Source organism: Providencia sp. PROV236 (genome assembly GCF_033676985.1).
Taxonomy (GTDB): domain Bacteria; phylum Pseudomonadota; class Gammaproteobacteria; order Enterobacterales; family Enterobacteriaceae; genus Providencia; species Providencia manganoxydans.
The window spans coordinates 2,606,246-2,630,755 of sequence record NZ_CP096297.1 but is presented as its reverse complement, the minus strand read 5'-3'; the positions used below and the strand labels follow the sequence as shown (position 1 = coordinate 2,630,755).

The following is a 24,510-nucleotide window of genomic DNA, read 5'->3' as shown; positions in this document are numbered from 1 at the left end:
CTTAGTGGATTCTTTAATATTCAAAGGTGCTTGGAAGCTCTCTTAGAATTAATTACTCAACTGATAATGATTATCAATATCATCTGAGTAAAGTCAAGACAAAAAGTGTGTGTTATTTATATTATTATGATAGTTATTTTTGATGACAATAGTCGTCATACTCCAAGCTATGGCTCTAATTATTTAGAGTATAAAACATGTATTGAAGTAAAAGTTAAGTAAAAATTATTTTATTTTTCCTGCAAGTCGTTATTCTTTCGTCAGTTTTATTAGCAGAGGATATCTCGGTGAAAACAAAAATCGGTGGTGCATTGGTATTTCTGTTGCTAGCAGGCTGCTCCAGCGGGCCAGAAAAACCAGCCACAACGCAACGAATGTTAAATCAAAGTAACAATTTATCAACCGCACAGCAAAATATTTCATTTCCTCGTACGCCATTTGATGAATTTATTCGAGAATCTGCTAATCGATATAATGTTGATGAGACGTTAATTCGGGCAATTATTGAGGTTGAGTCAAACTTCCGCCCAGAAGTTGTGAGTAAGTCGAATGCGATTGGCTTGATGCAAATAAAGGCATCAACAGCAGGACGAGATGCATATCGTTATCAAGGCAAAACGGGTGAGCCATCAAGCCGTGATTTGAAAGACCCTCGAACCAATATTGATATTGGTACAGCCTATATTCGGATTTTAAAAGAGCAGCATCTTGCAGGTATTAACCATCCTCAAACAATGTATTACGCAACCGTTGTGGCTTATGTCAACGGTGCTGGTGCTCTGTTAAGGACATTTGATAATAACAAAGGTAGAGCTATTGCAATGATCAATAGCATGACACCTGAAGAGTTTTATCAACATGTGCAAAGTAAGCACCCAGCACCGCAAGCCCCACGTTATTTATGGAAAGTGAAAAATGCGTATAATTCGCTAGCGATGAATTATTGATGTGCTGAGATTAAGTGTGGGAGTTGCGCAACAATTTCAACAATACCGTTGATAACAAATTGTACTCCCATACAAATCAGTAAAAATCCCATCACGCGCGATATTGCGTCGATCCCCCCATTCCCTAACCATTTCATAATGGATGTCGCTCCTCTTAGAGCTAACCAAACAATTAAACTGACAATGAAAAACGTTAATACAGGGGCGATTTTTAATACCCATGGTGCAAACCCTGTATCACCTTGTAAGGATGCTGTTGAACTAATAATTATCGCGATAGTACCCGGCCCTGCTGTACTAGGCATCGCTAAAGGAACGAAAGCAATGTTGGGGGATTTCTGACGTTTTTTAGAAATAGTGGAATCATCAGGGGTTAAGACATTAGCATCATCGTTAGTCTCATTGCTTGGAAATAGCATACCAAAGCCGATAAATGCCACAATTAAACCACCCGCAATACGTAAACCAGGTATTGAAATTCCAAAGGTACTCATGACCAGTTGCCCCGCGTAGAAAGCAATCGTCATGATTGAAAACACGTAAATTGAAGCCAGCAGCGATTGGTGATTTCGTTGCTCTTTGGTCATATTACCTGAGAGGCTTAGCATCACTGCTATTGTGGTCAGTGGGTTTGCTAGTGGGAGTAATAAAACCAATCCAATACCGATGGCTTGAAACAGTTGCAAAAAATCATTCATCATAGGCAAGTTAAGCTCTCAGTGGATATTAAAATTCAGGGTGAATAGTAACGCTACAACATAGAGTATAACAAAATGATTATAAATCTGTATCTTAGACTGGTTAGGTAGCATTGTTTTAAATAACATATGTGATTATCTATGCTGCAATAGATTAAAATTGATTAATCAATGAGGGGGCTAGTTGTTCACATTAACTGTGGATAACATTCGCATTCCATTGTGAATAACTTAATTTAATTCTTATATAACATGCAGATAAAAAGATTGCGCTAAAAGTGTTCAATTATATAGGCAAAAAAAAAACCCTTTTTATGGGGGTCATAAAAAGGGAAAGGGCATCTATTAGTAGGTTGTCAAAATTTCGATGTATTTAGTTATACCCTGAATTATGTTATTTACTTATTTGTTATGTAAATTCATTAAAAGAACGCTGAGATTATTGTTTTATTTTTATTGGTGGATTAACAATGTTATTAGGAATCAATCACTTAACAATTGCGGTGACGAATGTAGAAAAAAGTATTTATTTCTATCATCATATCTTAGGGATGCATTTACATGCTAGTTGGAAAAATGGCGCTTATTTAACATGTGGTGAATTATGGGTATGCCTTTCATTTGATCCGCAAAGGCATCATGTTGATCCTGATACTACAGACTATACCCATTACGCATTTAGTGTGACAGAGAACGACTTTTCATTGGTCGTTGAAAAATTGCAGCAATTCGATGTAAAAGTATGGAAAGACAACCGTAGTGAAGGGGCATCATTTTATTTCTTAGACCCAGATGGTCATAAATTAGAAATTCATGTTGGCTCTTTACTTGATCGGTTAAAAAGCTGTCTAGTTCACCCGTATGAGGAAATGAAATTCTATGAATAGACTATTTCTTTCATAAAAAAAGCATCAATACCGATATTAATAAGAGATCCTCGAATGAATATTGAACTTATCTCAACAATTCAAGGCCATGAGCAGCAATTGACTGCGTTACTGATTGATTGTGTGAATAGCGGAGCGTCAGTGGGTTTTCATGCTCCTCTAACGCAATCTGACGCTGGATGCTATTGGTATAAGGTAGATAAAGGTTTACAAGCAGGTGAACGGCTGCTGGTGGTGACATTTATTGGCGATAAGTTAGTGGGGGCTATACAGCTTTCTTTGTGCTTAAAAGCGAATGGGTTACATCGCGCTGAAGTTGAAAAACTGATGGTACATACGCAATATAGACAACATGGCATAGCGAAACAGCTACTTGCGGCTGTAGAGGATATTGCACTAGGTCACCAACGTACATTATTAGTGTTAGATACTCGTACAGGAGATACTGCTTCAGGCCTGTATCGTAAACAAGGCTATATAGAAGTTGGACAAATTCCACAGTTTGTGACTAATTCAAATGGAAAATTTGAGAGTACAACTATTTTTTATAAACAATTGGGCATTCCTGTATCATCTTAATTTGTTAGGTATTATTGGTGGAATAATATTGCTAAAGTTTTCTTTACAAACAATTTTTTAATATAAAAATTGTTTTACGCCCCATGAGGTAATCTATCTTTAGTTAAATAGGCATGTTTGGGGTTGTAAATGAAAAAGCTAACGACTGCACTAACAGCCCTCATGATGTTAATGGGGGTCGCGATCGCTGCTCTGTTTATTGTATTTCCACAACAATGGAAACAAAATGTTTATCCCAGTATTTCAAACCTTTTGCCTGAGTCAATTAATTCTCTTATCCCAAGCTGGGATATAAACAACAATGTATGCGACCGTCTAGAAAGTAATCTGCAAACATTTACGGATTATTTGCAGGCTAATGAAGATGTAGTAAGCATCAAAGGCATGAATGGTTTGGATGACCAAATTGGTGAAATTCGTTCTCGAGTAAACAGTATTCCATCTCAAGTGAGAAAATTTGCGTGTCAGCAGGAGTATGCGCGTTTAGAAGGGTTAAAAAGTGTTTTCTTTTTAACCAAATAACGTTTGATTTACCTGTATTCACCGTAACTATTATTAAATCGTCTCGCCTTAGCGACTGAGCTGGACGAGTAATAGTGCTTTTATTCGTATAAATTGAAATTTACTTTCCGCTATTAAACCTATCTCATCACTCTTCACGGTAAAACAAAACTGCTCTGACTATCTAATGACTTGCCTTGTCTAACGAGGAGGGTATATTAAAACTTATTGGCTGGGGAATGTATTTTGTAACAGATTGATGTCTGTCAAATAGTTTCACGATATAAATAGATTGTAAGGATGATACTCGGCATTGCTTTACTTATACTCATCAATAAGATTGACCTTGCCCAATATAGGACATTGAAATGAATATATTTAGGCTTCCTTTGTTAACTTGGATCGTTTTAAACTCAATAGCTTTGTATGTGTTACATGTAAAAAACAATTTTTTGTGGAGTTTCTCTGGCTGGATGGGGATATTGGCAATTTTAGTTGCGCTTGAGAGTTTTGGATGGATTGCAGTAAGTTTATATTATTTTCACTGTTATAACACATCCCCCAATCCGACGAATAAAGCTAAGGCTTTGATTACTAAAGGGCCATTCCGTTTATCGCGAAATCCGCTTTATCTTGCATTTACATCAATGTGTATTAGCTTAGCATTGTTCACTCATTCACCTTATTTCTTAGTTTCTGGCTTAGTTTTTTGGTTGATTACAGATTTGTATACCATTCCTCTTGAGGAACGATATCTCGCTGAACATTTTAAGGAAGAATGGCGGCAATATAGCCAGCAAACCCGCCGCTGGTTATAGCGGGCTAGATCCCTATGTTACAAAAATGAAGATTGGCACGACTACCATTGGGTCAATTGTCGTGCCTCCACTCTTTGCGGCAAATATGCAATGAAATAAATTTATTTAATTTTATCAACAGTCTTATTGATATTAGAGACTTTGTTTTCGACATTATTTTTTTTATCAGTGATATCTTTTTGGATTTTTTTCGAATCAACACCTAAGTTATCATCCACTTTCTTAGTTGCCTGGGTTTTGACTGCCTTCTCTGTGTCACAGTTACCCGATAAACCTATTTTTTGATCTAGCATTTTATTTCTAGCTGCCTTTTTAAAATTACAATCCGCTAGCGCTAGGTTTGAAGCTAAAAAAAATGAAAGAAATAGCACAGTTTTTTTCATAAACACCCCCGTAAAAATGCAAATCATATAGCTTAGCTAAATTAGCGCAAGTTCTTAAGTGTGACAGGATTTATTGGTGATTTTAGATGATCGTTATTTGAATTTTTTTGATTAAGGAAATGAGAACTATGCTGTGGTTACTGCCGCTATAACCGATTAAGTTATAGCGACAATAACCATCATGACGTTAAAAATACTGTTTTATATTTTGTTGGTTGAACTATGACTAATGACTATTTTATGATTTGGTTGCTAATTTCATCATAATCACACCAGCAACAATCAATGCCGCAGCGATGATCCTCATAATATTCATGCTTTCATGGAAAAATACGATGCCTAGAATGAATGCGCCAACCGCACCGATCCCAACCCATATCGTATAGGATGTTCCTAATGGAAGTGTTTTCATTGAAATAGATAGTAACCCAAAGCTAACAACCATAAACAAGATGGTTAGCAAGCTAGGAACTAATTTAGTAAAACCGTTTGATTCCTTCATAAAAAAGGCCCAAACAACCTCAAAGACGCCCGCAAGGAATAGATATAACCATGCCATACTTTTAAATCCTACAGGGTCGTCCCTTGAGTAACCAGATACCTAACAGGGTCGTCCCTATAAGGTAAGTATTCAGATGAACACGGAATGTAAACGCTAAATAGAACGCATATAATTTAACGCTTAGAGGCTCCCATATTAGCACTCATTTTCAGTAAAAAAAACATATTTGGATTTTTATTACTTTCTCTTTTCGTCATCGTTCAGCGAAATGAGGCCTATTTTTTATCGAAAGAAGTGAGCGGAAAGTATAACTCTACCTACCTATCTATAGGACAAGGACAGCTGGCGCAATGAGATTGCTAGCTGATAGTTTGAATGAATCCATTTAATTTGGACAAGAAAGCAAGATAGGATATAGAAGAAAAAGTAGCCTAATAAAAAAGACCCCAGCTATTCACTGGGGCAAACTTGAAAACTTATTACAAGAAATACAGTAATAAATACATAACTCTCGTAGGGGGAGTAATGCGAAATGGATACTGCAATGATATTAACTGTTCCTAAAGTTAAATTATGTAACAAAATACGGAAAAGATAATTGAAAGAAAATATGCTGATTAGTAAAGAATTAACTTTATTATAATTCTATAATTGCTATTTAGCGATTAAATATTAACAATGATTTATATAAGTAATGGTAACTCATTGTTATATTTTCAATGAGAATTACACGAAAACATTGAATAAAACTCTAAATAGCCATCAGTTAATCGCTGATGGCTTTTCATTTTCGTAGAAATTTATGTTTGCTACGCTAGAGAAGTAATGTTAGGTTTTTTAATTGCCATATAGCTATTATCTATATTTTTCTCGACATACAACTCTTTATTTTTGGCTACAGATAATCGTTGGTAGACGATAAGAGGGACGTTTCTATACTGATAAGACCCTTTTTTGTGATAATTTATTTCAAGTACTTTAGCTTGATTGTCATAACCTATAGAACAGATGCTGGGTGAGTTAACATGATATCTAAACATTAGTATTACCTTCATCTAAATTATAAGAGTGCTAATAAAATAGAATTAATACGCTAAGAGGAACTTACATGTCGCTTTCATATCTCTTAAATAATGCCACTGATTAAAACATATATCTAAGAAAGTGTAGTCTGAGATTGATTCATTTCAAATTATTTCTAATTAATAATAAATGTAATTGACATGTTAGGAATAAATTTTCATCTCCATTATTGAAAAATGCGCCTTTTAGATAGTTTCAATGAGTTAATTGTTTAGGTAGTAAGAGTCTATTAATAAGTAAGGGGAGTATAATGTCATCGATATTAGCTTTTAAAAGCAATGAAGTCATCTCATTTGATAAGTGCAGATGAGTAAATTTGGTGTACCAATAAATAATGTTCAGAGCGCCTTGAATGCAGGGTAGTTTCTCAATCATACGTATTTTTAATCGCAATAAAGCTGAGTTGACTGATGATATATCTCTACCTATAAATTGAAATTTTATAAAGCAGAATGATGAAAAAAGTCTTACCAACTGACCCCGTCAGGTTTTTTTGTTTTCTTCAATTTGTGCTCCCTATAAACTAACCGTGCTAAAACTAATCGATAGGATAGTGAGATGAAAAGAAGTGAGCTTATAGATTATATTCAAAGCAATTATGGTGTTGTTGCTGAATCACCGTGGAAAAATCTTCCTAACTACAGGGTTTTTAGACATGAAAATAATTCAAAGTGGTTTGCTGTTCTTATGAATGTCACATCTAAGACATTATCCGAAAACGGGGGGAATGACATGGTTGATATTGTCAATATAAAAGCCTCTCCTGAACTCGTTGGCTCTTTGCGATTAAAAGAGCATGTTTACCCTGCATATCATATGAATAAAGAGCACTGGATAACGATAATACTAGGGCGTGGCTTTCCTGAAAATGAGCTTAAAGCATTGATTGATGATAGCTATAAACTCACCACAAAGAGACAAATCAGGGCAGACTTAGCTAATCTATTAGTTTAGTCTTTAGAATATGAATTCAATCAGGGTTTATAGCCCAGTTATTCTAATTTCAGCGAGTACAAGTCATTCTTCGTGGAAACTACGGGTTCAATTATCTGTAATAAGCTAAGCAATCACGAAAATACTCGGAAAGTGTTCTGTTTGTGACTTTTATATCTCGATATCAATAATTGGGATGCCAGTTATTGGCTTGTCGCATTTTTCGCGATAGGTAGCTTCACCTGTAATTCATAGACATTCACTTGTGTCATTATCTTTCTTAGATAGCGCTAAAGGATTGTGCATGATGGTTTTTTTATTGGCATCGAGTGAGAGGAATGTGAAGCAGAATAGGGGAGCTGTATCCTCTTTACTATCGCTAATAATATAGTCTGTGTTATTATTTTGTATGAGTTACTTTTAATGTGCATCGCAATTTTATTGTTTATGTACATACCTCGCATTGTGCAGCGAGAAATTAATTGTAACGTATTGTTTTATAAACTTTGGAATAATCAAGCAAGTGATCTTGCGTGTGGGTCACCACTGCTGATAAGGATTTATTAATGCCTGTTATTACTCTTCCTGATGGAAGTCAGCGTCAATTTGACCATGCCGTTTCGGTGATGGATGTAGCTCGTGATATTGGTGCGGGTCTTGCAAAAGCCTGTATTGCTGGCCGTGTGAATGGTGAGCTGGTCGATGCTTGTGAATTGATTGAAAACGACGCTAAATTAGCCATTATCACCAGCAAAGATGACGAAGGTTTAGAAATCATTCGCCATTCTTGTGCTCACTTGCTAGGTCATGCCATTAAACAACTATGGCCAAATACCAAAATGGCAATCGGTCCAGTGATTGATAATGGTTTTTACTATGATATCGACTTGGACTATGCGCTGACACAGGAAGATTTGGAAAAGCTCGAAAAGCGTATGCTAGAGCTGGCCAAAACAGATTATGACGTGATTAAAAAACGTGTTTCTTGGGCTGAAGCTCGTGAAACATTTGTTGCCCGTGGTGAAGACTATAAAGTTGAGATCCTTGATCAAAACATTAGTCAAGATGACCGCCCTGGCTTATATCACCACCAAGAATATATTGATATGTGTCGTGGTCCACACGTTCCTAATATGCGTTTTTGTCACCATTTTAAACTACAAAAAGTGGCAGGAGCATACTGGCGCGGTAATAGCGACAATAAAATGTTGCAACGTATTTATGGTACCGCTTGGGCTGATAAAAAACAGCTTAGTGCATACTTATTGCGCCTTGAAGAGGCGGCAAAACGTGACCACCGTAAAATTGGTAAGCAACTAGATTTATATCATATGCAAGAAGAAGCGCCGGGCATGGCATTCTGGCATAATGATGGTTGGACCATTTTCCGTGAATTAGAAACTTTTGTGCGCACAAAATTGAAAGCCTATCACTATCAAGAAGTGAAAGGCCCATTCATGATGGATCGCGTATTATGGGAAAGAACAGGTCACTGGGACAACTATAAAGATGCGATGTTCACAACTTCATCAGAAAACCGTGAATATTGTGTTAAGCCAATGAACTGTCCAGGCCATGTTCAGATTTTTAATCAAGGTTTGAAATCTTACCGTGATTTGCCATTACGTATGGCAGAGTTCGGTAGTTGCCACCGTAACGAGCCATCAGGTGCACTGCATGGTTTGATGCGAGTGCGCGGCTTTACTCAAGATGATGCGCATATTTTCTGTACTGAAGATCAAATTTTGAGTGAAGTAACAAGTTGTATCAAAATGATCTATGACGTTTATGCAACATTTGGTTTTGAAAAAATTGTTGTTAAGTTGTCAACTCGTCCTGAAAAACGTATCGGTACCGATGATATGTGGGATACTGCGGAAGCAGATCTGGCTCAGGCGTTAAAAGATCAAGGTATTGAATTTGAATACCAACCAGGTGAGGGGGCATTTTATGGTCCTAAGATTGAGTTTACACTGTATGACTGTCTTGATCGTGCATGGCAGTGCGGTACAGTACAGTTAGACTTCTTCTTACCGGGTCGTTTGAATGCATCTTATGTAGGTGAAAATAACGAGCGTATCGTGCCTGTCATGATCCACCGTGCGGTATTAGGCTCTTTAGAGCGTTTTATCGGTATTTTGACCGAGGAATATGCGGGTTTCTTCCCAACATGGTTGGCACCACAGCAAGTTGTTGTGATGAACATTACAGACGCTCAAGCGGATTATGTTCAAGAATTAGTAAGCAAGCTACAAAGTGTTGGCATTCGTGCGAAAGCGGACTTACGCAATGAGAAAATTGGCTTTAAGATCCGCGAACACACCCTGCGTCGTGTTCCTTACATGTTAGTTTGTGGCGATAAAGAAGTTGAATCAGGTAAAGTGTCTGTTCGTACTCGTCGTGGTAAGGATTTAGGTAGCCTAGATGTCAATGAATTTACAAGCAAACTGCTAGAAGAAATTCGCAGTCGTCAGCTCAATCAGATGGAGGAATAAGGTATTAAAGGCGGAAAAAAACTCCCAACAGCACGTCCTAATCGTATTAACGAAGAAATTCGTGCAACTGAAATCCGTGTCACCGGTTTAGATGGTGAGCAACTTGGTGTCATGAGTGTCCGTGAAGGACTGGCAAAAGCAGAAGAGGCTGGTGTTGACTTAGTTGAAATTAGCCCAAATGCTGAGCCACCAGTTTGCCGGATCATGGATTACGGTAAGTATCTTTATGAGAAGAGTAAGTCTCAAAAAGAACAAAAGAAAAAGCAAAAAGTTGTTCAAGTGAAGGAAATCAAATTCCGTCCGGGAACAGATGAAGGCGATTACCAAGTGAAATTGCGTAGTCTGATTCGCTTTTTGGAAGATGGTGACAAAGCCAAAGTGACATTGCGTTTCCGCGGTCGTGAAATGGCTCACCAACAGATTGGTATGGAAGTGCTTAATCGCATTAAAACTGATCTGGATGAACTGGCAGTAGTAGAGTCATTCCCTTCAAAAATTGAAGGGCGCCAGATGATCATGGTATTGGCACCGAAGAAAAAATAATTAAGCCATAATGGGATAGCACCCGCTGTAAATGTGGGTGCTATCTTCGTTGTTGAAGTGTATGTTAACGAATGGCACTAAATAAAGTGGTTTAACCTTAAGCATTGATTGTTATGTTTAGGCTGTTTTATACTCTAAATAATTCGAGATGCAGGTAGGCGACAAGCGAATATAGACGGGGAGCATAGATGAACTACGTGACTCGGGAGCATAGCGCAGTCCACAACCCTGCATTTTGAAGTATGACGAGTATATGACCCTTTTATTCAGCGGCATCCTATACCTTTGTTAACTATTAACAAGAAAAGTCGGTAGTTAATGCGAAAAAATTGATTATCTACTTGAGTAATCGAGCAATAAGCATTAAAATCCGCGGTCGAATCGCTTTGTCAGTCCATCATAGTGAACTTGATATAGGCAAATGAATATTGCGTTTCAGTATTAATGCTTGAATGCGTTGGTTTTAATCGTTACTGAAATGTGTGCTTTAGAGAAAATAGCAACTCTCTTTATCCAGTTGGAGGAATGAAGTATTAAAGGCGGAAAAAGAATCCCAACAGCACGTCCTAATCGTATCAACGATGAAATTCGTGTGAATGAAGTGCGTTTAACCGGTTTAGACGGTGAACAACTTGGCGTTATGAGTGTGCGTGATGCACTGGAAAAAGCAGAAGAAGCAGGGGTAGACCTTGTAGAAATCAGCCCTAATGCCGAACCGCCAGTTTGTCGTATTATGGATTACGGCAAATTCCTTTATGAGAAGAGCAAGTCTCAAAAAGAACAGAAGAAAAAGCAAAAAGTTGTTCAGGTGAAGGAAATTAAATTCCGCCCTGGTACAGATGAAGGTGATTATCAGGTCAAACTACGCAACCTGATTCGCTTTCTTGAAGATGGTGACAAAGCCAAAGTTACACTGCGTTTTCGTGGTCGTGAAATGGCTCACCAACAAATCGGTATGGAAGTACTTAACCGTATTAAAGCCGATTTAGATGAACTGGCGGTAGTTGAGTCATTCCCTTCAAAAATTGAAGGCCGTCAGATGATCATGGTGCTGGCACCGAAGAAGAAATAATTAGGCCATCAAGTAGTAACAGTGGCAGTAATGTCACTGATATTCGCCTAATTAATTCGTAGTTTATCACAATGCGAAGTTGGAAATTAAAGAAATGCCAAAGATCAAAACTGTACGTGGCGCAGCAAAGCGCTTTAAAAAAACTGCAGGCGGTGGCTTTAAGCGTAAGCATGCAAACCTTCGTCATATCCTGACTAAAAAGTCTACTAAGCGTAAACGCCATTTACGTCCGAAAGGAATGGTATCTAAGGGCGATCTGGGTCTGGTAGTTGCCTGCCTGCCTTACGCATAAGTAAACATTGGTTAATAAGATTAAAGACGATAGGAGATAGCTATGGCTCGCGCAAAACGTGGTGTAATCGCCCGTGCACGTCACAAAAAAATTCTGAAGCAGGCGAAAGGTTACTATGGTGCACGTTCTCGTGTTTACCGCGTAGCATTTCAAGCGGTAATCAAAGCTGGTCAATACGCTTACCGTGACCGCCGTCAACGCAAACGTCAGTTCCGTCAACTGTGGATCGCACGTATCAACGCTGCGGCTCGTCAGAACGGTCTGTCTTACAGCCGTTTCATCAATGGCTTGAAAAAAGCTTCAATTGAAATCGACCGTAAGATCTTAGCAGACATCGCCGTATTCGACAAAGCAGCATTCACTGCACTTGTTGAAAAAGCGAAAGGCGCTTTAGCTTAATGTTTGCTTGAAAAGAGGAAGGTAACTTCCTCTTTTCATTTATGCTTATTTGTGTTACTACTTAAAAATACAAATTATTTAGTGAATTAATTAAATGCAAACCGTTACTTTTCGTTTCTTCTTTTACTTTAGCACCTGAATATCGGGGGCTTATGCGTGTAGAAAAGAAACGAAAAATTACGCCAAAGCCTCCTTTAGGGAGGCTTTTTTGTTTTTGATTTAAGAAAAATACAGTAAAATCAGTTAAGTGCTTATCCATTATTAATGAATGGTAAATGAGAACTTAATCAATCGGTGAATAACTAGCAAAACGACCTGAAGGGTCATAGAGGGGAAACAATGCCACATCTCGCTGAGTTGGTTGCACAGGCAAAAGCAGCCATTGAACAGGCCCAAGATGTTGCTACGTTAGAATCAGTTCGTGTTGAATATTTAGGCAAAAGTGGCCATTTCACACTACAGATGAAAACGTTGCGTGATCTGCCAGCGGACGAACGTCCAGCTGCTGGGGCTGTGATAAATGAAGCCAAAGTACAGGTACAAGATGCACTGAACACACGTAAAGACGCTATGCAGGCAGAGATCCTAAATGCACGTTTGGCATCAGAAACCATTGATGTTTCATTACCAGGGCGTCGTATGGAAAACGGTGGTTTACACCCAGTGACCCGTACTATTCAGCGAATTGAAGAGTTTTTTGGTGAATTAGGCTTTAGTGTTGAAACTGGGCCCGAAATCGAAGATGATTACCATAACTTTGATGCATTGAATATTCCTGCTCATCACCCTGCGCGTGCAGATCATGATACTTTCTGGTTTGATGCGAAACGTTTATTGCGTACGCAGACTTCAGGTGTACAAATTCGTACCATGAATGGGCAGCAGCCTCCTATCCGCATAATTGCACCGGGCCGTGTTTATCGTAACGATTACGACCAGACACATACTCCCATGTTCCATCAAACTGAAGGGTTGATTGTTGATAAAGACATCAGCTTTACCAATCTTAAAGGCACGTTGCATGATTTCTTGAATAACTTCTTTGAAGAGGAAGTTCAAGTTCGTTTCCGTCCATCTTATTTCCCATTCACAGAGCCTTCTGCGGAAGTAGATGTTATGGGCAAAAACGGCAAATGGTTAGAAGTCTTGGGTTGCGGTATGGTACACCCGAATGTGCTACGCAATGTGGGAATTGATCCTGAAGTGTATTCAGGTTTTGCATTCGGTATGGGAATGGAGCGCCTCACGATGCTGCGTTATGGTGTTTCTGATTTACGCGCATTCTTCGAAAATGACCTTCGTTTCCTCAAACAGTTTAAATAAGGCGGGACTTTCTCATGAAATTCAGTGAACTCTGGTTACGCGAATGGGTAAATCCAGCCATTAGCAGTGAAGCATTATCAGAACAAATCACAATGGCCGGTTTGGAAGTAGATGGTGTTGAACCGGTGGCAGGGCAGTTTAATGGTGTAGTAGTCGGTGAAGTGGTTGAATGTGGCCAACACCCAAATGCAGATAAATTGCGTGTAACTAAGGTTAATGTAGGTGGTGAACGCCTACTCGATATCGTTTGTGGTGCGCCAAATTGCCGTCAAGGCTTAAAAGTTGCTGTAGCGACTGTTGGTGCTGTTTTACCGGGCGATTTTAAAATCAAAGCGGCAAAACTGCGTGGTGAGCCGTCAGAAGGTATGTTGTGCTCTTACTCTGAGCTGGGTATTTCTGACGATCATAGCGGCATTATTGAGCTACCTTTAGATGCTCCGATTGGTACTGACTTACGCGATTATTTAAAATTTGATGACAGTATTATCGAAATTAGTATTACCCCTAACCGTGCAGACTGTTTAAGTATTTTAGGTGTTGCGCGTGATGTGGCGGTGATTAATAAACAGCAGTTGCAAGAGCCTAAAATTGAGGCTGTCAAAGCTACAATCGCAGATTCATTCCCTATTCGCGTTGAAGCGCCAGAAGCATGTCCGCGTTTTCTAGGTCGTGTGATCAAAAATATTGATGTATCAGCACCAACTCCATTATGGATGAAAGAGAAGCTGCGCCGTGGTGGCGTCCGTTCAATTGATGCTGTTGTTGATATCACTAACTATGTATTACTTGAGTTAGGGCAGCCTCAACATGCTTACGATCTTGATCGCCTAAATGGAGCCATTGTTGTTCGTATGGCAAAACAGGACGAGAAATTAGTTCTGTTAGATGGTAGCGAAGCAACATTAAAATCTGATACGTTAGTGATTGCTGATGAACAAAAAGCACTTGGTATTGCGGGTATTTTTGGTGGTGAGTACTCAGGTGTTAATAGCGATACGAAAAATGTTCTATTAGAATGTGCATTTTTTAATCCATTATCAATCACAGGTCGTGCGCGTCATCATGGGTTACATACTGATGCTTCACACCGTTTTGAGCGCGGTGTTGACCCTGAATTACAATTCAAGGCTATGGAGCGTGCCACACAACTGATCCTTGATATTTGTGGTGGTGAAGCAGGCGAAGTCATTGACGTTTCCAGTGCGGCACATTTACCTAAAGCGGCCAATATTACCCTGACTCGTCAGAAGTTAGACCGTCTGATTGGTCATGTGATTGCGGATGATGTAGTCACTGATATTTTATCTCGCTTAGGTTGCCAAGTGAAGGTTTCAGAAGGCCGCTGGGATGTGGTAGCACCGAGTTGGCGCTTTGATATGCAAATCGAAGAAGATTTGGTTGAAGAAGTTGCGCGTGTTTATGGTTATAACAGCATTCCAGATGTTCCTCTGCGTGCTGATTTAATTATGACTAAGCACCAAGAAGCTGATTTGCCTTTGAAGCGTGTTAAAGCGATGTTAGTTGACCGTGGATATCAAGAAGCGATTACTTACAGCTTTGTTGACCCGAAAGTACAGTCTCTGCTGCACCCTGAGCAAGAAGCATTAGTGTTACCAAATCCTATCTCAGCTGATATGTCAGCAATGCGTTTGTCACTTTTAACCGGTCTTTTAACCACTGTAGTCTATAATCAGAATCGTCAACAAAGTAGAATTCGTTTATTTGAGACAGGTCTGCGTTTTATCCCTGATAATCAAGCAGAATATCAAATTCGCCAAGAAGCTATGTTGGCAGGTGTGATCGCAGGTAACAAATTTGAAGAGCATTGGTCATTAGATAAACAAATTGTGGATTTCTTTGATTTAAAAGGTGATCTTGAAGCTGTTTTGGAATTGACTGGCAAACTGAATCAAATTACATTTAAAGCTGAAGCACATCCAGCGTTACATCCTGGGCAAAGTGCTGGGATTTATCTGGAAAATGAACATATTGGTATTATTGGTGTTGTTCATCCAGAACTAGAACGTAAACTCGATTTGAATGGTCGAACCGTCGTATTTGAGGTTCGCTGTGATGCGATAGCACAACGTGTGATCCCTGATGCAAAGGCGATTTCACGCTATCCATCGAACCGTCGTGACATCGCAGTTGTTGTGCCAGAAAGTGTAGCTGCAGCAGATGTTCTGGCAGAGTGTAAAAAAATTGGCATAAATCATATAGTTGGCATAAACTTGTTTGATGTGTATTGTGGTGAAGGGATAGCAGATGGTTATAAGAGTCTTGCTATCAGTCTTGTCTTCCAAGATACCGCGCGTACTATGGAAGAAGAAGAGATAACCGCGACCGTTGATCTGTGTGTTGCTGCGTTAAAACAGCGATTCCAAGCCTCCTTGAGGGACTAAACCTATGGCGCTTACTAAAGCTGAAATGTCAGAAAATTTGTTTGAAAAACTAGGTGTTAGCAAACGTGATGCTAAAGACCTTGTCGAAACTTTCTTTGAAGAGGTTCGCCTTTCCTTAGAAAATGGTGAGCAAGTAAAATTATCTGGATTCGGTAACTTTGATTTACGTGATAAAAATCAACGTCCCGGTCGTAACCCAAAAACTGGGGAAGATATTCCAATTACTGCCCGCCGCGTTGTGACCTTCCGCCCTGGCCAAAAATTAAAAAGCCGTGTGGAAAAAGCAACACCAAAAGAGTAATAGCACTTTTTTGTGCTGATAAAAGACCGCCTAGGCGGTCTTTTGTTTTATTAGTAGCATTGATTATTTTATGCGTTTAATGAGTGTGCTCATGAGATTATGCTTAATTCTCTACTGATTAATTTTTCCATGAGGTGAGTTGCCGGTTCTAACCAGCTAGTATCCTGTAGTGAATTTCGAGTGTATTGGTATCGTGATGCGGCAATCTGTACGACATTATTTGTGTCCATTTGGTTGCTTTCTTGATTGTTGATAATCTCTCGGTATAAAGGTATATAAATGCGTGTGAGGTGATCTAAATCAGAGAGTGCTCTTATGTTGCCGTTTGTTTCAAATTCAGATAATTGTTTAAGTAATTTATGTTTCTCAGTTTTATTTTTGTCTAAGAATTTATTTTGTAATTCTTTCATCGCGCTAATTGCTAAGTTTGATTTGGATTCGAATTTTTCTAAGTGGAATAAGTTGAGTGGCTTTTGAGTATCAATGCTGTCTATTAGTGTAGTTGTGTGTTTTAGAGTGCCAGATTGGCGAAATACCCACCCTTGTTGTAGGTATTGTGGTTCAGAAATTAACACAGTAACTAAGTAATTTATTTTGTGAAGTTGAATTTTTTCATTTGCTGATAAAGCACCATCCTCATTGATAGCTTTTTTATTGGCGGTATAGATTGGAGACACCTTCGCCATTTTTTGTTTATATTTGTCATATTCTGAGGCGATAATATGCTGAATATATTGAATATCGCAATCGCGCTGTTCTTCATACTCCTTAAATGTTTCTGGGAGATCATGCTGCAAAACTGGTGCAATAAGGCGCGCTAAATCTTTTTCGCTTTGGTTATACTTTTCTTTTTGCGCGAGTATTTCACACATAGATGGCACTAGCTTTTGTAAATCAGGTGGTAAATCCTTAATATTGGGCTCAAGGAACATCGGCGTTTTTTGATGATCTTCACAAGTATTATTACTTTCTTTCAGAATAAAATCCCAAGTTTTTGTTAACCGATTAAACGTATTGATTTCTTCTTGAGTTGGTATTTCAATATTTTGGATCATAGATTTAAATTTAATGAATAGGTTTTCTTCTTTTCGATATGATGGGTTCTCAAAAGTGGTGAAAGGTTTTTTGCCACTGATGGTATAGTAGATTGATGTAGCGATGTTCGAGATAGCGGTTATACATCTTGAAAACATGCTAGGCGCTGGTTTGACAGAAAACGGATTTGTTGTCTCTGAAGCGCTGTAAGTTTTGTGTTGGTACTCGTTATTCGTATTATTTGCTTTAATATCAATGCTCATAAAGTTCCTTTCGTTTTATAGTTGAAGAAATTATGAGTATCCTAGATTGATGGATAGCGTATTACTTTCATAAATAGCTATAATTAGTCTGCTGACCTCTTTTTTTAAAATATTATTAACCTAATGAATAATCACTTATTAAATCTTCAAAAACAGCAACTGCGCTCTGATGTGCGATTAATTATTATGTTAATGATTTTTTTGATGATTATTTCAGTGGTGGCACTGAGTGTGGGTGAAATTCAGCTTTGGCCAAACCAATGGGGTAGTGAAAGTGCTCAATTGTTTGTTTGGCAAATTCGTTTTCCTCGGCTACTGGCGGTAATCACCATTGGTGCAGCATTAGCTGTTACTGGTGCGATCATGCAAGCGTTATTTGAAAATCCATTGGCAGAGCCCGGGCTTCTTGGGATCAGTAATGGTTCTGGGGTTGCCGTGGTTTTGGTAGTGTTATTATCCAACGGGGTGACGCAATATTGGCTAATCAGCGTTGGTGCGATTATTGGTGCACTGCTGTTAACCTCGATTTTGCTTTTCTTTGCTCGTCGAAAGCATTTTAACAATGCCAGCTTGCTGCTGGTGGGAGTGGCACTTGGCGTGATCTGCGGCGCGATAATGACATGGATGGTGTATATCAGTAGCAGTTTGGATTTACGCCAGTTGCTTTACTGGATGATGGGCAGTTTTAGTGGTATCGATTGGCGTCAATTTGGTTTAGTTATCGCATGTTTACCATTCTTACTATGGGCTATCTTCCAAGGTAATATCCTCAATTACTTGTCGCTAGGATCATTGCAAGCCTATCAATTGGGGGTTTCTCTGCATCGCTGGCGATTAGCTTTGATTATCGTAACAGGTGTATTAGTTGGTTTAAGTGTGGCGATTGCAGGAGCTATTAGCTTTATTGGTTTGGTCGTTCCGCATATTTTACGATTAGCGGGGCTAACGGATAATCGTACTTTATTACTCGGATGTGCATTCGCAGGTGCAGGGGGATTGCTACTGGCTGATATCGTTTCAAGAACATTAATCGCAAATGCCGAAATCCCTATAGGGGTGATCACAGCAACGTTAGGGGCACCTATTTTTATTTGGCTGTTAATCCGTAATAATCAATGGAGGTAAAATAGATGGGGAAATTACCTCCAGTGGTTGAATTAGTACAGTTCAGTATTGGTAACCGTTTACATAATATCAATGAGAGTGTATTTGTCGGTGAGAAAATTTATTTATTAGGTGCAAATGGTTCAGGTAAAAGCACATTATTAAATGGAATAAGTGGTTTTTTATTTTCTACCGGACAACTTAAAGTGAATGGGCAAGATATAGTTAGCTATTCAACTCAAGAGCTGAGCCAACAGCGAGCCTATTTCCCCCAATTAGTCCCGCATCAACCTATTTTAAAAGTATTTCAGTATTTAGAACTGTTTCATTTAGCGACTGACTTTAACTCATCGTTATTTGATGGTTTATGCCATGATTTCCAACTTGATGCTCTATTACTTAAGCCTATCAATCAGTTATCCGGTGGTGAGTGGCAAAGAGTACGCATTATTGCCGCGTTTTTACAGGTGTGGGATGGTCAAGATCTGAGTGGAAAATTTATCCTATTTGATGAGCCAACGAACAATTTAGATATTATTCAGCAATCAATGTTAGATAAATGGGTGAAATATTTTTGTGATTGCCAAGGAACGGTTATAATGAGTGACCATAACTTGAGTCACACATATAAATATGCAGATAAAGTTTGGATGTTAAAAAAAGGTGAAATTATCTTTTCAGGTAAACCTGAGCAAGTTATGAACGAGTGTAATCTTTCTGAAATATTTGCAGGTAAAATCCGTTTAAGTCCAAATGATGAAAATAGGTTTTGGCAGGTAATTAATTTTGACGAGTAACTCAAAAATTGTTTTAATCGACGGTTTCGTTGTGGTTTACGATATAAGAAATGTTTTCAGGTGTTGATGTTCGGTTAAAGTAACTTTAACTAGAATACTCTATTCTTAATAAAAATTAGGCTACAAACTATATGAGCAATTTCCTTCCGTTTTCAAAACCGGCAATCGGTGACGAAGAGGTTAAGGCAGTAGAGAAAGTTCTGCGTTCAGGCTGGATCACCACAGGCCCACAGAATCATCAGTTAGAAGAAGACTTTTGCAAACGTTATGGTTGTAAACATGCAATTGCCCTTACTTCAGCAACCGCAGGTATGCATGTTGTTTTAATGGCGTTGGGGATAGGCCCTGGTGATGAGGTGATAACACCATCACAAACGTGGGTATCCACCATCAATATGATTGAGCTATTAGGTGCAACACCCGTGATGATTGATGTCGATCGTGACACGCTTATGGTGCAACCTGATGCGGTAGAGAAAGCGCTTACTGCGAAAACGAAAGCGATAATTCCTGTACACTATGCAGGTGCTCCTTGTGATTTAGACGCATTACGCGCTATCGCACAAAAAGCAGGTGTGGTACTGATTGAGGATGCTGCCCACGCAGTAGGCACTCGTTATAAAGATGAGTGGGTCGGTCAACATGGCACTGCTATCTTTTCTTTCCATGCAATCAAAAATGTGACTTGTGCCGAAGGCGGCTTAGTGGTTACTGATGATGATGAATTAGCCCAGCGTGTTCGTACATTAAAATTCCATGGTTTAGGTGTTGACGCCTTTGATCGACAAATGCAAGGCAGAAAACCACAAGCTGAAGTGGTTGAACCTGGGTTAAAATATAACTTGTCAGATATTCATGCTGCGATAGCGGTGGTTCAATTGTCTCGTGTTGAAGAAATGAACCAACGACGTGCACAGCTCGTTGCTCGTTATCGTGAAGCATTAAAAGATTCACCGCTGCAAATGCTGTCAGTACCTGAATATCCTCATTTACATGCTAACCACTTATTTATGGTGCGTGTTGACAAAACTGTGTGTGGTATCGATCGTGATACTTTTATGGAAAAACTAAAAGCGTATGATATTGGTACTGGCTTGCATTTCCGTGCTGCACATACGCAAAAATATTACCGTGAGAAGTACCCAGAACTCTCACTCGCAGAGTCAGAATGGAACACAGCAACGCTTTGTTCACTGCCTCTCTTCCCTGATATGTCTGATGCAGATGTTGATCGGGTAGTTAAAGCGATAAATGAAATCCTTTTGGAGTCAAAATAGTGTCATTTGTAGATGAATTTGAAGAGATTAAAAAAGTCTCTGTTGTGATCCCTGTTTATAATGAAGAGCAAAGTCTTCGTCAGTTGCTTGAGCGTACCATCAAGTCCTGTAAACAATTAACTCAGGCTTATGAGCTGATTTTAGTTGATGATGGCAGCAGCGATCGTTCAGCGAAAATGTTGACTGAAGCCGCAGAAAATCCTGATAACCATGTTATCGCGATCATTCTGAATCGTAACTATGGGCAGCATTCTGCAATTATGGCTGGTTTCAATCAAGCAGACGGTGATTTAGTGATTACACTGGATGCAGATTTGCAAAACCCTCCAGAAGAGATACCTCGTTTAGTGCAAACTGCGGCTCAAGGTTATGATGTTGTTGGGACTCGTCGTGCTAATCGTCAAGATTCGTGGTTCCGTAAAACGGCGTCTAAAATGATTAATGCGATGATCACGAAAGCGACCGGTCGTTCGATGGGTGATTATGGTTGTATGTTACGTGCATACCGTCGTCATATTATTGATGCGATGCTGCAATGCCATGAACGAAGCACATTTATTCCTATTTTAGCGAATACTTTTGCGCGTAGAACGATTGAAATTGATGTAGCGCATGCTGAACGTGAGTTTGGTGATTCAAAATACAGCTTTATGAAGCTGATTAATTTAATGTATGACCTGCTGACTTGCTTAACTACAGCGCCTCTGCGTTTATTAAGTGTAGTTGGTAGTATTATTGCAGCAGGCGGTTTCTTATTAGCAGTGTTGTTGATCGTATTACGTTTGCTTTTTGGCGCAACATGGGCAGCGGATGGCGTGTTCACACTGTTTGCAATACTCTTTATGTTTATCGGCGCACAATTTGTCGCTATGGGGCTGCTTGGTGAGTATATCGGCAGGATCTATAATGATGTGCGTGCGAGACCCCGTTATTTTATTCAAAAAGTCGTCGGTGCGGATGCTAAGACTGACAAAAATCAGGAAGAAAACTAATGAAAGCTATTGTTTTTGCCTATCATGATATTGGCTGTGTAGGGCTGAAAGCGCTTAAAAAAGCAGGTTTCGATATTCAGGCGGTATTTACTCACACTGATGATCCTAACGAAAACCACTTTTACTCTTCAGTAGCGCGTGTCAGCGCGGACATGGAACTTCCTGTTTACGCGCCAGAAAACGTCAATCACCCATTGTGGATTGAACGTATTCGCGAATTGAAACCAGATGTTATTTTCTCATTCTACTATCGTGACATGCTGAGTGAAGAACTGTTAGCGTTGGCACCGAAAGGCGCGTTTAACCTACACGGCTCTTTATTGCCAAAATACCGTGGTCGTGCGCCAATTAATTGGGCACTACTAAACGGTGAGCACGAAACCGGTGTGACTCTGCACAAAATGGTTGCTAAAGCGGATGCTGGCGAGATTGTTGCGCAAGAAAAAGTGGCGATCACTGATACTGACACTGCGCTGACTCTGCATGCTAAAGTGCGTGAAGCTGCAGAAGTGTTATTAGATAAAACTCTACCACTGATTGAAGCAGGCAACTACCAGACGACAGCTCAAGATGAGAGCCAAGCAAGCTATTTCGGGCGTCGTACAGCTGAAGATGGCCTGATTGATTGGAGCCGTTCTGCGACAGAAGTTAACTGTCTGATCCGTGCTGTAACTGAACCGTATCCAGGTGCGTTCACCTATTTGGGTGCTCGTAAAATGATCATTTGGCGCGCTCGCGTTTTAGATGATAACCAAGGTAAAGCGGCTGGTACCGTACTGTCTAGCGATCCACTACGTATCGCTTGTGGTCAAGGTGCGATTGAAGTGGTTAGCGGTCAAAGCGAAACAGGTTTGTACATGCAAGGTAACCGTCTTGCTAACGAGATGGGGATTGTGACTGACGTGCGTGTTGGTGCGAAACCTACCGCTCAAGTAAAACGTCGTACACGTGTTCTGATCCTTGGTGTTAACGGCTTTATCGGTAACCACTTGACTGAGCGCCTGTTAAAAGACGGCAACTACGATATCTATGGTATGGATATTGGTTCGTCTGCGATTGAACGCTTTATTGGTAACCCTCGTTTCCACTTTATCGAAGGTGACGTGAGCATTCATACTGAGTGGATTGAATACCACATTAAAAAATGTGACGTTATTCTGCCGCTAGTAGCGATTGCAACACCAATCGAATATACCCGTAACCCACTGCGTGTATTCGAATTAGACTTCGAAGAAAACTTGAAAGTGGTTCGCTACTGTGTGAAATACAACAAACGTATCATCTTCCCATCAACTTCAGAAGTTTATGGTATGTGTGATGATAAAGAGTTTGATGAAGACGAATCACGTCTGATTGTTGGTCCAATCAACAAGCAACGTTGGATTTACTCTGTATCTAAACAGCTGTTAGACCGAGTGATCTGGGCATATGGTGCGAAAGAAGGTCTAAAATTCACCTTATTCCGTCCATTTAACTGGATGGGGCCTCGTTTGGACAGCTTGAATTCTGCTCGTATTGGTAGTTCGCGTGCAATCACTCAGTTGATCCTCAACTTAGTTGAAGGTTCACCAATTAAACTGGTTGATGGTGGTGCACAGAAACGTTGCTTTACTGACATTAAAGACGGTATTGAAGCGCTGTTCCGCATTATCGAAAACAAAGACGGTAAATGTGATGGCCAAATCATCAACATTGGTAACCCAACTAACGAAGCAAGTATTCGTGAGTTAGCGGAAATGTTGCTTGAAAGCTTTGAAAAGCACCCACAACGTGGAAAATTCCCGCCATTTGCAGGCTTCCGTGAAATCGAAAGCAGCAGCTACTATGGTCAAGGCTATCAAGATGTTGAACATCGTAAACCAAGTGTTGAAAACGCACGTCGTTTATTAAACTGGGTTCCGAGCATCGACATGAAAGATACCATCGAAGAGACATTAGATTTCTTCCTACAAGGTGCTGTTGAAGAGTTAGGTGATAAAGACTAATGAAAAAAGTTGGCTTGAGAATTGATGTGGATACCTATCAAGGTACATTGAAAGGCGTTCCACAATTACTCAAAGTGCTGAAACAGCACAACATTCAGGCCAGCTTTTTCTTCAGTGTAGGACCCGATAATATGGGGCGCCATTTATGGCGCCTTTTGCGTCCTAAATTCCTGTGGAAAATGCTGAGATCTAACGCTGCCTCTTTATATGGACTCGATATCTTATTGGCGGGTACGGCTTGGCCGGGTAAAAAAATAGCCAAAGATTTAGGTTATTTAATGAAGCAAACGTTAGATGAAGGCCATGAAGTTGGATTGCATGCATGGGATCACCAAGGCTGGCAAGCGAAGGTGGCTAAGTGGAGTGAGGCTCAACTCGCTGAGCAAGTGAAGCTTGGTGTTGATGCATTACAAAAGGCAACAGGGCAGCCAGTAATGTGTTCTGCGGTTGCGGGATGGCGTGGCGATGAGCGAGTACTTGAAGTTAAACAAAAGTTTGGTTTCAGTTACAATAGTGATTGCCGTGGGCAATATCCATTTAGACCGATCTTACGTGATGGTTCGATAGGGACTGTGCAGATCCCTGTGACCTTACCAACTTATGATGAAGTGGTTGGCACCGTGGTCAGTGATGAAGCTTTTAATGATTTTATCTTGCAAGCGATAAAAGAGGATCAAGGTGTTCCGGTTTACACTATCCATACTGAGGTTGAAGGAATGTCTAAATCAGAACAATTTTCACAATTATTGGAACGAATTACTCAAGAAGAAATCCAATTCTGTACATTAAGTGATTTATTGCCAGAAGACATCAACACACTACCTACGGGCAAAGTGGTGAGAGCACCATTCCCGGGGCGTGAAGGCTGGCTTGGCTGCCAAGAAGAGGGATAGTATAAG

General features: G+C 39.7%; 26 protein-coding genes and 1 other annotated feature. Of the genes, 21 read left to right on the top strand and 5 right to left on the bottom strand.

What is annotated here, in order from left to right:
- Nucleotides 1-287 precede the first annotated feature (287 nt).
- Nucleotides 288-947, top strand: a complete 660-nt coding sequence (locus M1E96_RS11795) for a transglycosylase SLT domain-containing protein (protein ID WP_070925463.1) — start codon at nt 288-290, stop codon at nt 945-947.
- Here M1E96_RS11795 and M1E96_RS11790 read toward each other — a convergent pair.
- A complete protein-coding gene (locus M1E96_RS11790; RefSeq protein WP_070925533.1) occupies nt 941-1,645 on the bottom strand; it encodes a MarC family NAAT transporter in 705 nt (234 codons plus the stop codon). The genes M1E96_RS11795 and M1E96_RS11790 overlap by 7 nt on opposite strands.
- A gap of 470 nt (nt 1,646-2,115) precedes the next feature.
- Between M1E96_RS11790 and fos the strand changes: the two genes are divergently transcribed.
- The 4 genes from fos to M1E96_RS11770 all read left to right on the top strand — a co-directional run bounded on the left by fos (nt 2,116) and on the right by M1E96_RS11770 (nt 4,430).
- The gene (gene fos / locus M1E96_RS11785; RefSeq protein WP_070925462.1) at nt 2,116-2,532 is read left to right on the top strand and encodes a fosfomycin resistance glutathione transferase; all 417 of its coding nucleotides are present in this window, start codon (nt 2,116-2,118) and stop codon (nt 2,530-2,532) included.
- A 54-nt stretch (nt 2,533-2,586) separates the two neighbouring features.
- Nucleotides 2,587-3,111 carry a GNAT family N-acetyltransferase gene (locus M1E96_RS11780; protein WP_272579696.1) on the top strand — a complete coding sequence of 175 codons (525 nt, stop codon included), beginning with the start codon at nt 2,587-2,589 and terminating at the stop codon, nt 3,109-3,111.
- 129 nt (nt 3,112-3,240) lie between these two features.
- Nucleotides 3,241-3,633, top strand: a complete 393-nt coding sequence (locus M1E96_RS11775) for a hypothetical protein (protein ID WP_070925460.1) — start codon at nt 3,241-3,243, stop codon at nt 3,631-3,633.
- Between the two features lie 347 nt (nt 3,634-3,980).
- Complete coding sequence (locus tag M1E96_RS11770; RefSeq protein WP_272579697.1) at nt 3,981-4,430, top strand: isoprenylcysteine carboxylmethyltransferase family protein; 450 nt, start codon at nt 3,981-3,983, stop codon at nt 4,428-4,430.
- A gap of 101 nt (nt 4,431-4,531) precedes the next feature.
- On the opposite strand, the gene M1E96_RS11765 is transcribed toward M1E96_RS11770, so the two are convergent.
- From M1E96_RS11765 to M1E96_RS11755, 3 genes are all read right to left on the bottom strand, one after another.
- Nucleotides 4,532-4,813: a hypothetical protein gene (locus tag M1E96_RS11765; protein ID WP_140179094.1), complete on the bottom strand. Its 282-nt coding sequence runs from the start codon at nt 4,811-4,813 to the stop codon at nt 4,532-4,534.
- Nucleotides 4,814-5,051: 238 nt separating this feature from the next.
- On the bottom strand, nt 5,052-5,372 hold the full coding sequence (locus tag M1E96_RS11760; RefSeq protein ID WP_070925457.1) for a multidrug efflux SMR transporter: 321 nt from the start codon (nt 5,370-5,372) through the stop codon (nt 5,052-5,054).
- Nucleotides 5,373-6,124: 752 nt separating this feature from the next.
- A complete protein-coding gene (locus M1E96_RS11755) occupies nt 6,125-6,355 on the bottom strand; it encodes a KTSC domain-containing protein (protein ID WP_070925456.1) in 231 nt (76 codons plus the stop codon).
- Nucleotides 6,356-6,956: 601 nt separating this feature from the next.
- Between M1E96_RS11755 and M1E96_RS11750 the strand changes: the two genes are divergently transcribed.
- The 10 genes from M1E96_RS11750 to ihfA all read left to right on the top strand — a co-directional run bounded on the left by M1E96_RS11750 (nt 6,957) and on the right by ihfA (nt 16,158).
- Nucleotides 6,957-7,352: an MmcQ/YjbR family DNA-binding protein gene (locus M1E96_RS11750; protein WP_272579698.1), complete on the top strand. Its 396-nt coding sequence runs from the start codon at nt 6,957-6,959 to the stop codon at nt 7,350-7,352.
- Between the two features lie 545 nt (nt 7,353-7,897).
- Nucleotides 7,898-9,826, top strand: coding sequence for a threonine--tRNA ligase (gene thrS / locus M1E96_RS11745; protein WP_070925454.1), 1,929 nt, complete (start codon nt 7,898-7,900; stop codon nt 9,824-9,826).
- Between the two features lie 3 nt (nt 9,827-9,829).
- Nucleotides 9,830-10,369: a translation initiation factor IF-3 gene (gene infC, locus M1E96_RS11740; RefSeq protein ID WP_081335855.1), complete on the top strand. Its 540-nt coding sequence runs from the start codon at nt 9,830-9,832 to the stop codon at nt 10,367-10,369.
- A 532-nt stretch (nt 10,370-10,901) separates the two neighbouring features.
- Nucleotides 10,902-11,441, top strand: coding sequence for a translation initiation factor IF-3 (gene infC / locus M1E96_RS11735; RefSeq protein ID WP_070925452.1), 540 nt, complete (start codon nt 10,902-10,904; stop codon nt 11,439-11,441).
- Between the two features lie 94 nt (nt 11,442-11,535).
- Nucleotides 11,536-11,733, top strand: coding sequence for a 50S ribosomal protein L35 (rpmI, locus tag M1E96_RS11730; protein ID WP_004263702.1), 198 nt, complete (start codon nt 11,536-11,538; stop codon nt 11,731-11,733).
- Between the two features lie 42 nt (nt 11,734-11,775).
- Complete coding sequence (gene rplT, locus M1E96_RS11725; protein WP_004263714.1) at nt 11,776-12,132, top strand: 50S ribosomal protein L20; 357 nt, start codon at nt 11,776-11,778, stop codon at nt 12,130-12,132.
- 88 nt (nt 12,133-12,220) lie between these two features.
- Nucleotides 12,221-12,345, top strand: a sequence feature (Phe leader region).
- Nucleotides 12,227-12,271 carry a pheST operon leader peptide PheM gene (gene pheM / locus M1E96_RS11720; RefSeq protein ID WP_175442457.1) on the top strand — a complete coding sequence of 15 codons (45 nt, stop codon included), beginning with the start codon at nt 12,227-12,229 and terminating at the stop codon, nt 12,269-12,271. Its footprint overlaps the feature before it by 45 nt.
- Nucleotides 12,346-12,471: 126 nt before the next feature.
- Complete coding sequence (pheS, locus tag M1E96_RS11715) at nt 12,472-13,455, top strand: phenylalanine--tRNA ligase subunit alpha (RefSeq protein WP_140179098.1); 984 nt, start codon at nt 12,472-12,474, stop codon at nt 13,453-13,455.
- A 14-nt stretch (nt 13,456-13,469) separates the two neighbouring features.
- Entirely contained in the window at nt 13,470-15,857 is a 2,388-nt protein-coding gene (gene pheT / locus M1E96_RS11710; protein ID WP_070925450.1) for a phenylalanine--tRNA ligase subunit beta, read from the top strand.
- Between the two features lie 4 nt (nt 15,858-15,861).
- The gene (ihfA, locus tag M1E96_RS11705) at nt 15,862-16,158 is read left to right on the top strand and encodes an integration host factor subunit alpha (protein WP_004263721.1); all 297 of its coding nucleotides are present in this window, start codon (nt 15,862-15,864) and stop codon (nt 16,156-16,158) included.
- Between the two features lie 89 nt (nt 16,159-16,247).
- Here the strand turns inward: ihfA and M1E96_RS11700 are convergent, their stop codons facing one another.
- The gene (locus M1E96_RS11700) at nt 16,248-17,456 is read right to left on the bottom strand and encodes a hypothetical protein (RefSeq protein ID WP_272579699.1); all 1,209 of its coding nucleotides are present in this window, start codon (nt 17,454-17,456) and stop codon (nt 16,248-16,250) included.
- Nucleotides 17,457-17,579: 123 nt separating this feature from the next.
- On the opposite strand from M1E96_RS11700, the gene btuC reads away from it, so the two are divergent.
- The 6 genes from btuC to arnD all read left to right on the top strand — a co-directional run bounded on the left by btuC (nt 17,580) and on the right by arnD (nt 24,504).
- The gene (gene btuC, locus M1E96_RS11695; protein ID WP_319065854.1) at nt 17,580-18,581 is read left to right on the top strand and encodes a vitamin B12 ABC transporter permease BtuC; all 1,002 of its coding nucleotides are present in this window, start codon (nt 17,580-17,582) and stop codon (nt 18,579-18,581) included.
- A 5-nt stretch (nt 18,582-18,586) separates the two neighbouring features.
- On the top strand, nt 18,587-19,357 hold the full coding sequence (locus M1E96_RS11690; RefSeq protein WP_319065855.1) for an ATP-binding cassette domain-containing protein: 771 nt from the start codon (nt 18,587-18,589) through the stop codon (nt 19,355-19,357).
- Between the two features lie 131 nt (nt 19,358-19,488).
- The gene (gene arnB / locus M1E96_RS11685; protein WP_070925446.1) at nt 19,489-20,634 is read left to right on the top strand and encodes a UDP-4-amino-4-deoxy-L-arabinose aminotransferase; all 1,146 of its coding nucleotides are present in this window, start codon (nt 19,489-19,491) and stop codon (nt 20,632-20,634) included.
- The gene (arnC, locus tag M1E96_RS11680; RefSeq protein WP_369427019.1) at nt 20,634-21,626 is read left to right on the top strand and encodes an undecaprenyl-phosphate 4-deoxy-4-formamido-L-arabinose transferase; all 993 of its coding nucleotides are present in this window, start codon (nt 20,634-20,636) and stop codon (nt 21,624-21,626) included. Before arnB ends, arnC begins: the two co-directional genes overlap by 1 nt.
- A complete protein-coding gene (gene arnA / locus M1E96_RS11675) occupies nt 21,626-23,611 on the top strand; it encodes a bifunctional UDP-4-amino-4-deoxy-L-arabinose formyltransferase/UDP-glucuronic acid oxidase ArnA (RefSeq protein WP_070925444.1) in 1,986 nt (661 codons plus the stop codon). Before arnC ends, arnA begins: the two co-directional genes overlap by 1 nt.
- Nucleotides 23,611-24,504, top strand: coding sequence for a 4-deoxy-4-formamido-L-arabinose-phosphoundecaprenol deformylase (arnD, locus tag M1E96_RS11670; protein WP_070925443.1), 894 nt, complete (start codon nt 23,611-23,613; stop codon nt 24,502-24,504). The genes arnA and arnD overlap by 1 nt, the downstream gene beginning before the upstream one ends.
- Nucleotides 24,505-24,510: the final 6 nt, after the last annotated feature.

Coding starts and splice junctions, on each gene's coding strand:
- rpmI (WP_004263702.1), top strand. CDS start 11,536: ATGCCAAAGATCAAAACTGTACGTGGCGCAGCAAAGCGCTTTAAAAAA.
- ihfA (WP_004263721.1), top strand. CDS start 15,862: ATGGCGCTTACTAAAGCTGAAATGTCAGAAAATTTGTTTGAAAAACTA.
- M1E96_RS11780 (WP_272579696.1), top strand. CDS start 2,587: ATGAATATTGAACTTATCTCAACAATTCAAGGCCATGAGCAGCAATTG.
- M1E96_RS11700 (WP_272579699.1), bottom strand. CDS start 17,456: ATGAGCATTGATATTAAAGCAAATAATACGAATAACGAGTACCAACAC.
- fos (WP_070925462.1), top strand. CDS start 2,116: ATGTTATTAGGAATCAATCACTTAACAATTGCGGTGACGAATGTAGAA.
- M1E96_RS11775 (WP_070925460.1), top strand. CDS start 3,241: ATGAAAAAGCTAACGACTGCACTAACAGCCCTCATGATGTTAATGGGG.
- M1E96_RS11790 (WP_070925533.1), bottom strand. CDS start 1,645: ATGAATGATTTTTTGCAACTGTTTCAAGCCATCGGTATTGGATTGGTT.
- pheS (WP_140179098.1), top strand. CDS start 12,472: ATGCCACATCTCGCTGAGTTGGTTGCACAGGCAAAAGCAGCCATTGAA.
- arnA (WP_070925444.1), top strand. CDS start 21,626: ATGAAAGCTATTGTTTTTGCCTATCATGATATTGGCTGTGTAGGGCTG.
- arnB (WP_070925446.1), top strand. CDS start 19,489: ATGAGCAATTTCCTTCCGTTTTCAAAACCGGCAATCGGTGACGAAGAG.
- M1E96_RS11770 (WP_272579697.1), top strand. CDS start 3,981: ATGAATATATTTAGGCTTCCTTTGTTAACTTGGATCGTTTTAAACTCA.
- M1E96_RS11690 (WP_319065855.1), top strand. CDS start 18,587: ATGGGGAAATTACCTCCAGTGGTTGAATTAGTACAGTTCAGTATTGGT.
- pheT (WP_070925450.1), top strand. CDS start 13,470: ATGAAATTCAGTGAACTCTGGTTACGCGAATGGGTAAATCCAGCCATT.
- thrS (WP_070925454.1), top strand. CDS start 7,898: ATGCCTGTTATTACTCTTCCTGATGGAAGTCAGCGTCAATTTGACCAT.
- rplT (WP_004263714.1), top strand. CDS start 11,776: ATGGCTCGCGCAAAACGTGGTGTAATCGCCCGTGCACGTCACAAAAAA.
- M1E96_RS11755 (WP_070925456.1), bottom strand. CDS start 6,355: ATGTTTAGATATCATGTTAACTCACCCAGCATCTGTTCTATAGGTTAT.
- btuC (WP_319065854.1), top strand. CDS start 17,580: ATGAATAATCACTTATTAAATCTTCAAAAACAGCAACTGCGCTCTGAT.
- M1E96_RS11760 (WP_070925457.1), bottom strand. CDS start 5,372: ATGGCATGGTTATATCTATTCCTTGCGGGCGTCTTTGAGGTTGTTTGG.
- arnD (WP_070925443.1), top strand. CDS start 23,611: ATGAAAAAAGTTGGCTTGAGAATTGATGTGGATACCTATCAAGGTACA.
- M1E96_RS11765 (WP_140179094.1), bottom strand. CDS start 4,813: ATGAAAAAAACTGTGCTATTTCTTTCATTTTTTTTAGCTTCAAACCTA.
- M1E96_RS11750 (WP_272579698.1), top strand. CDS start 6,957: ATGAAAAGAAGTGAGCTTATAGATTATATTCAAAGCAATTATGGTGTT.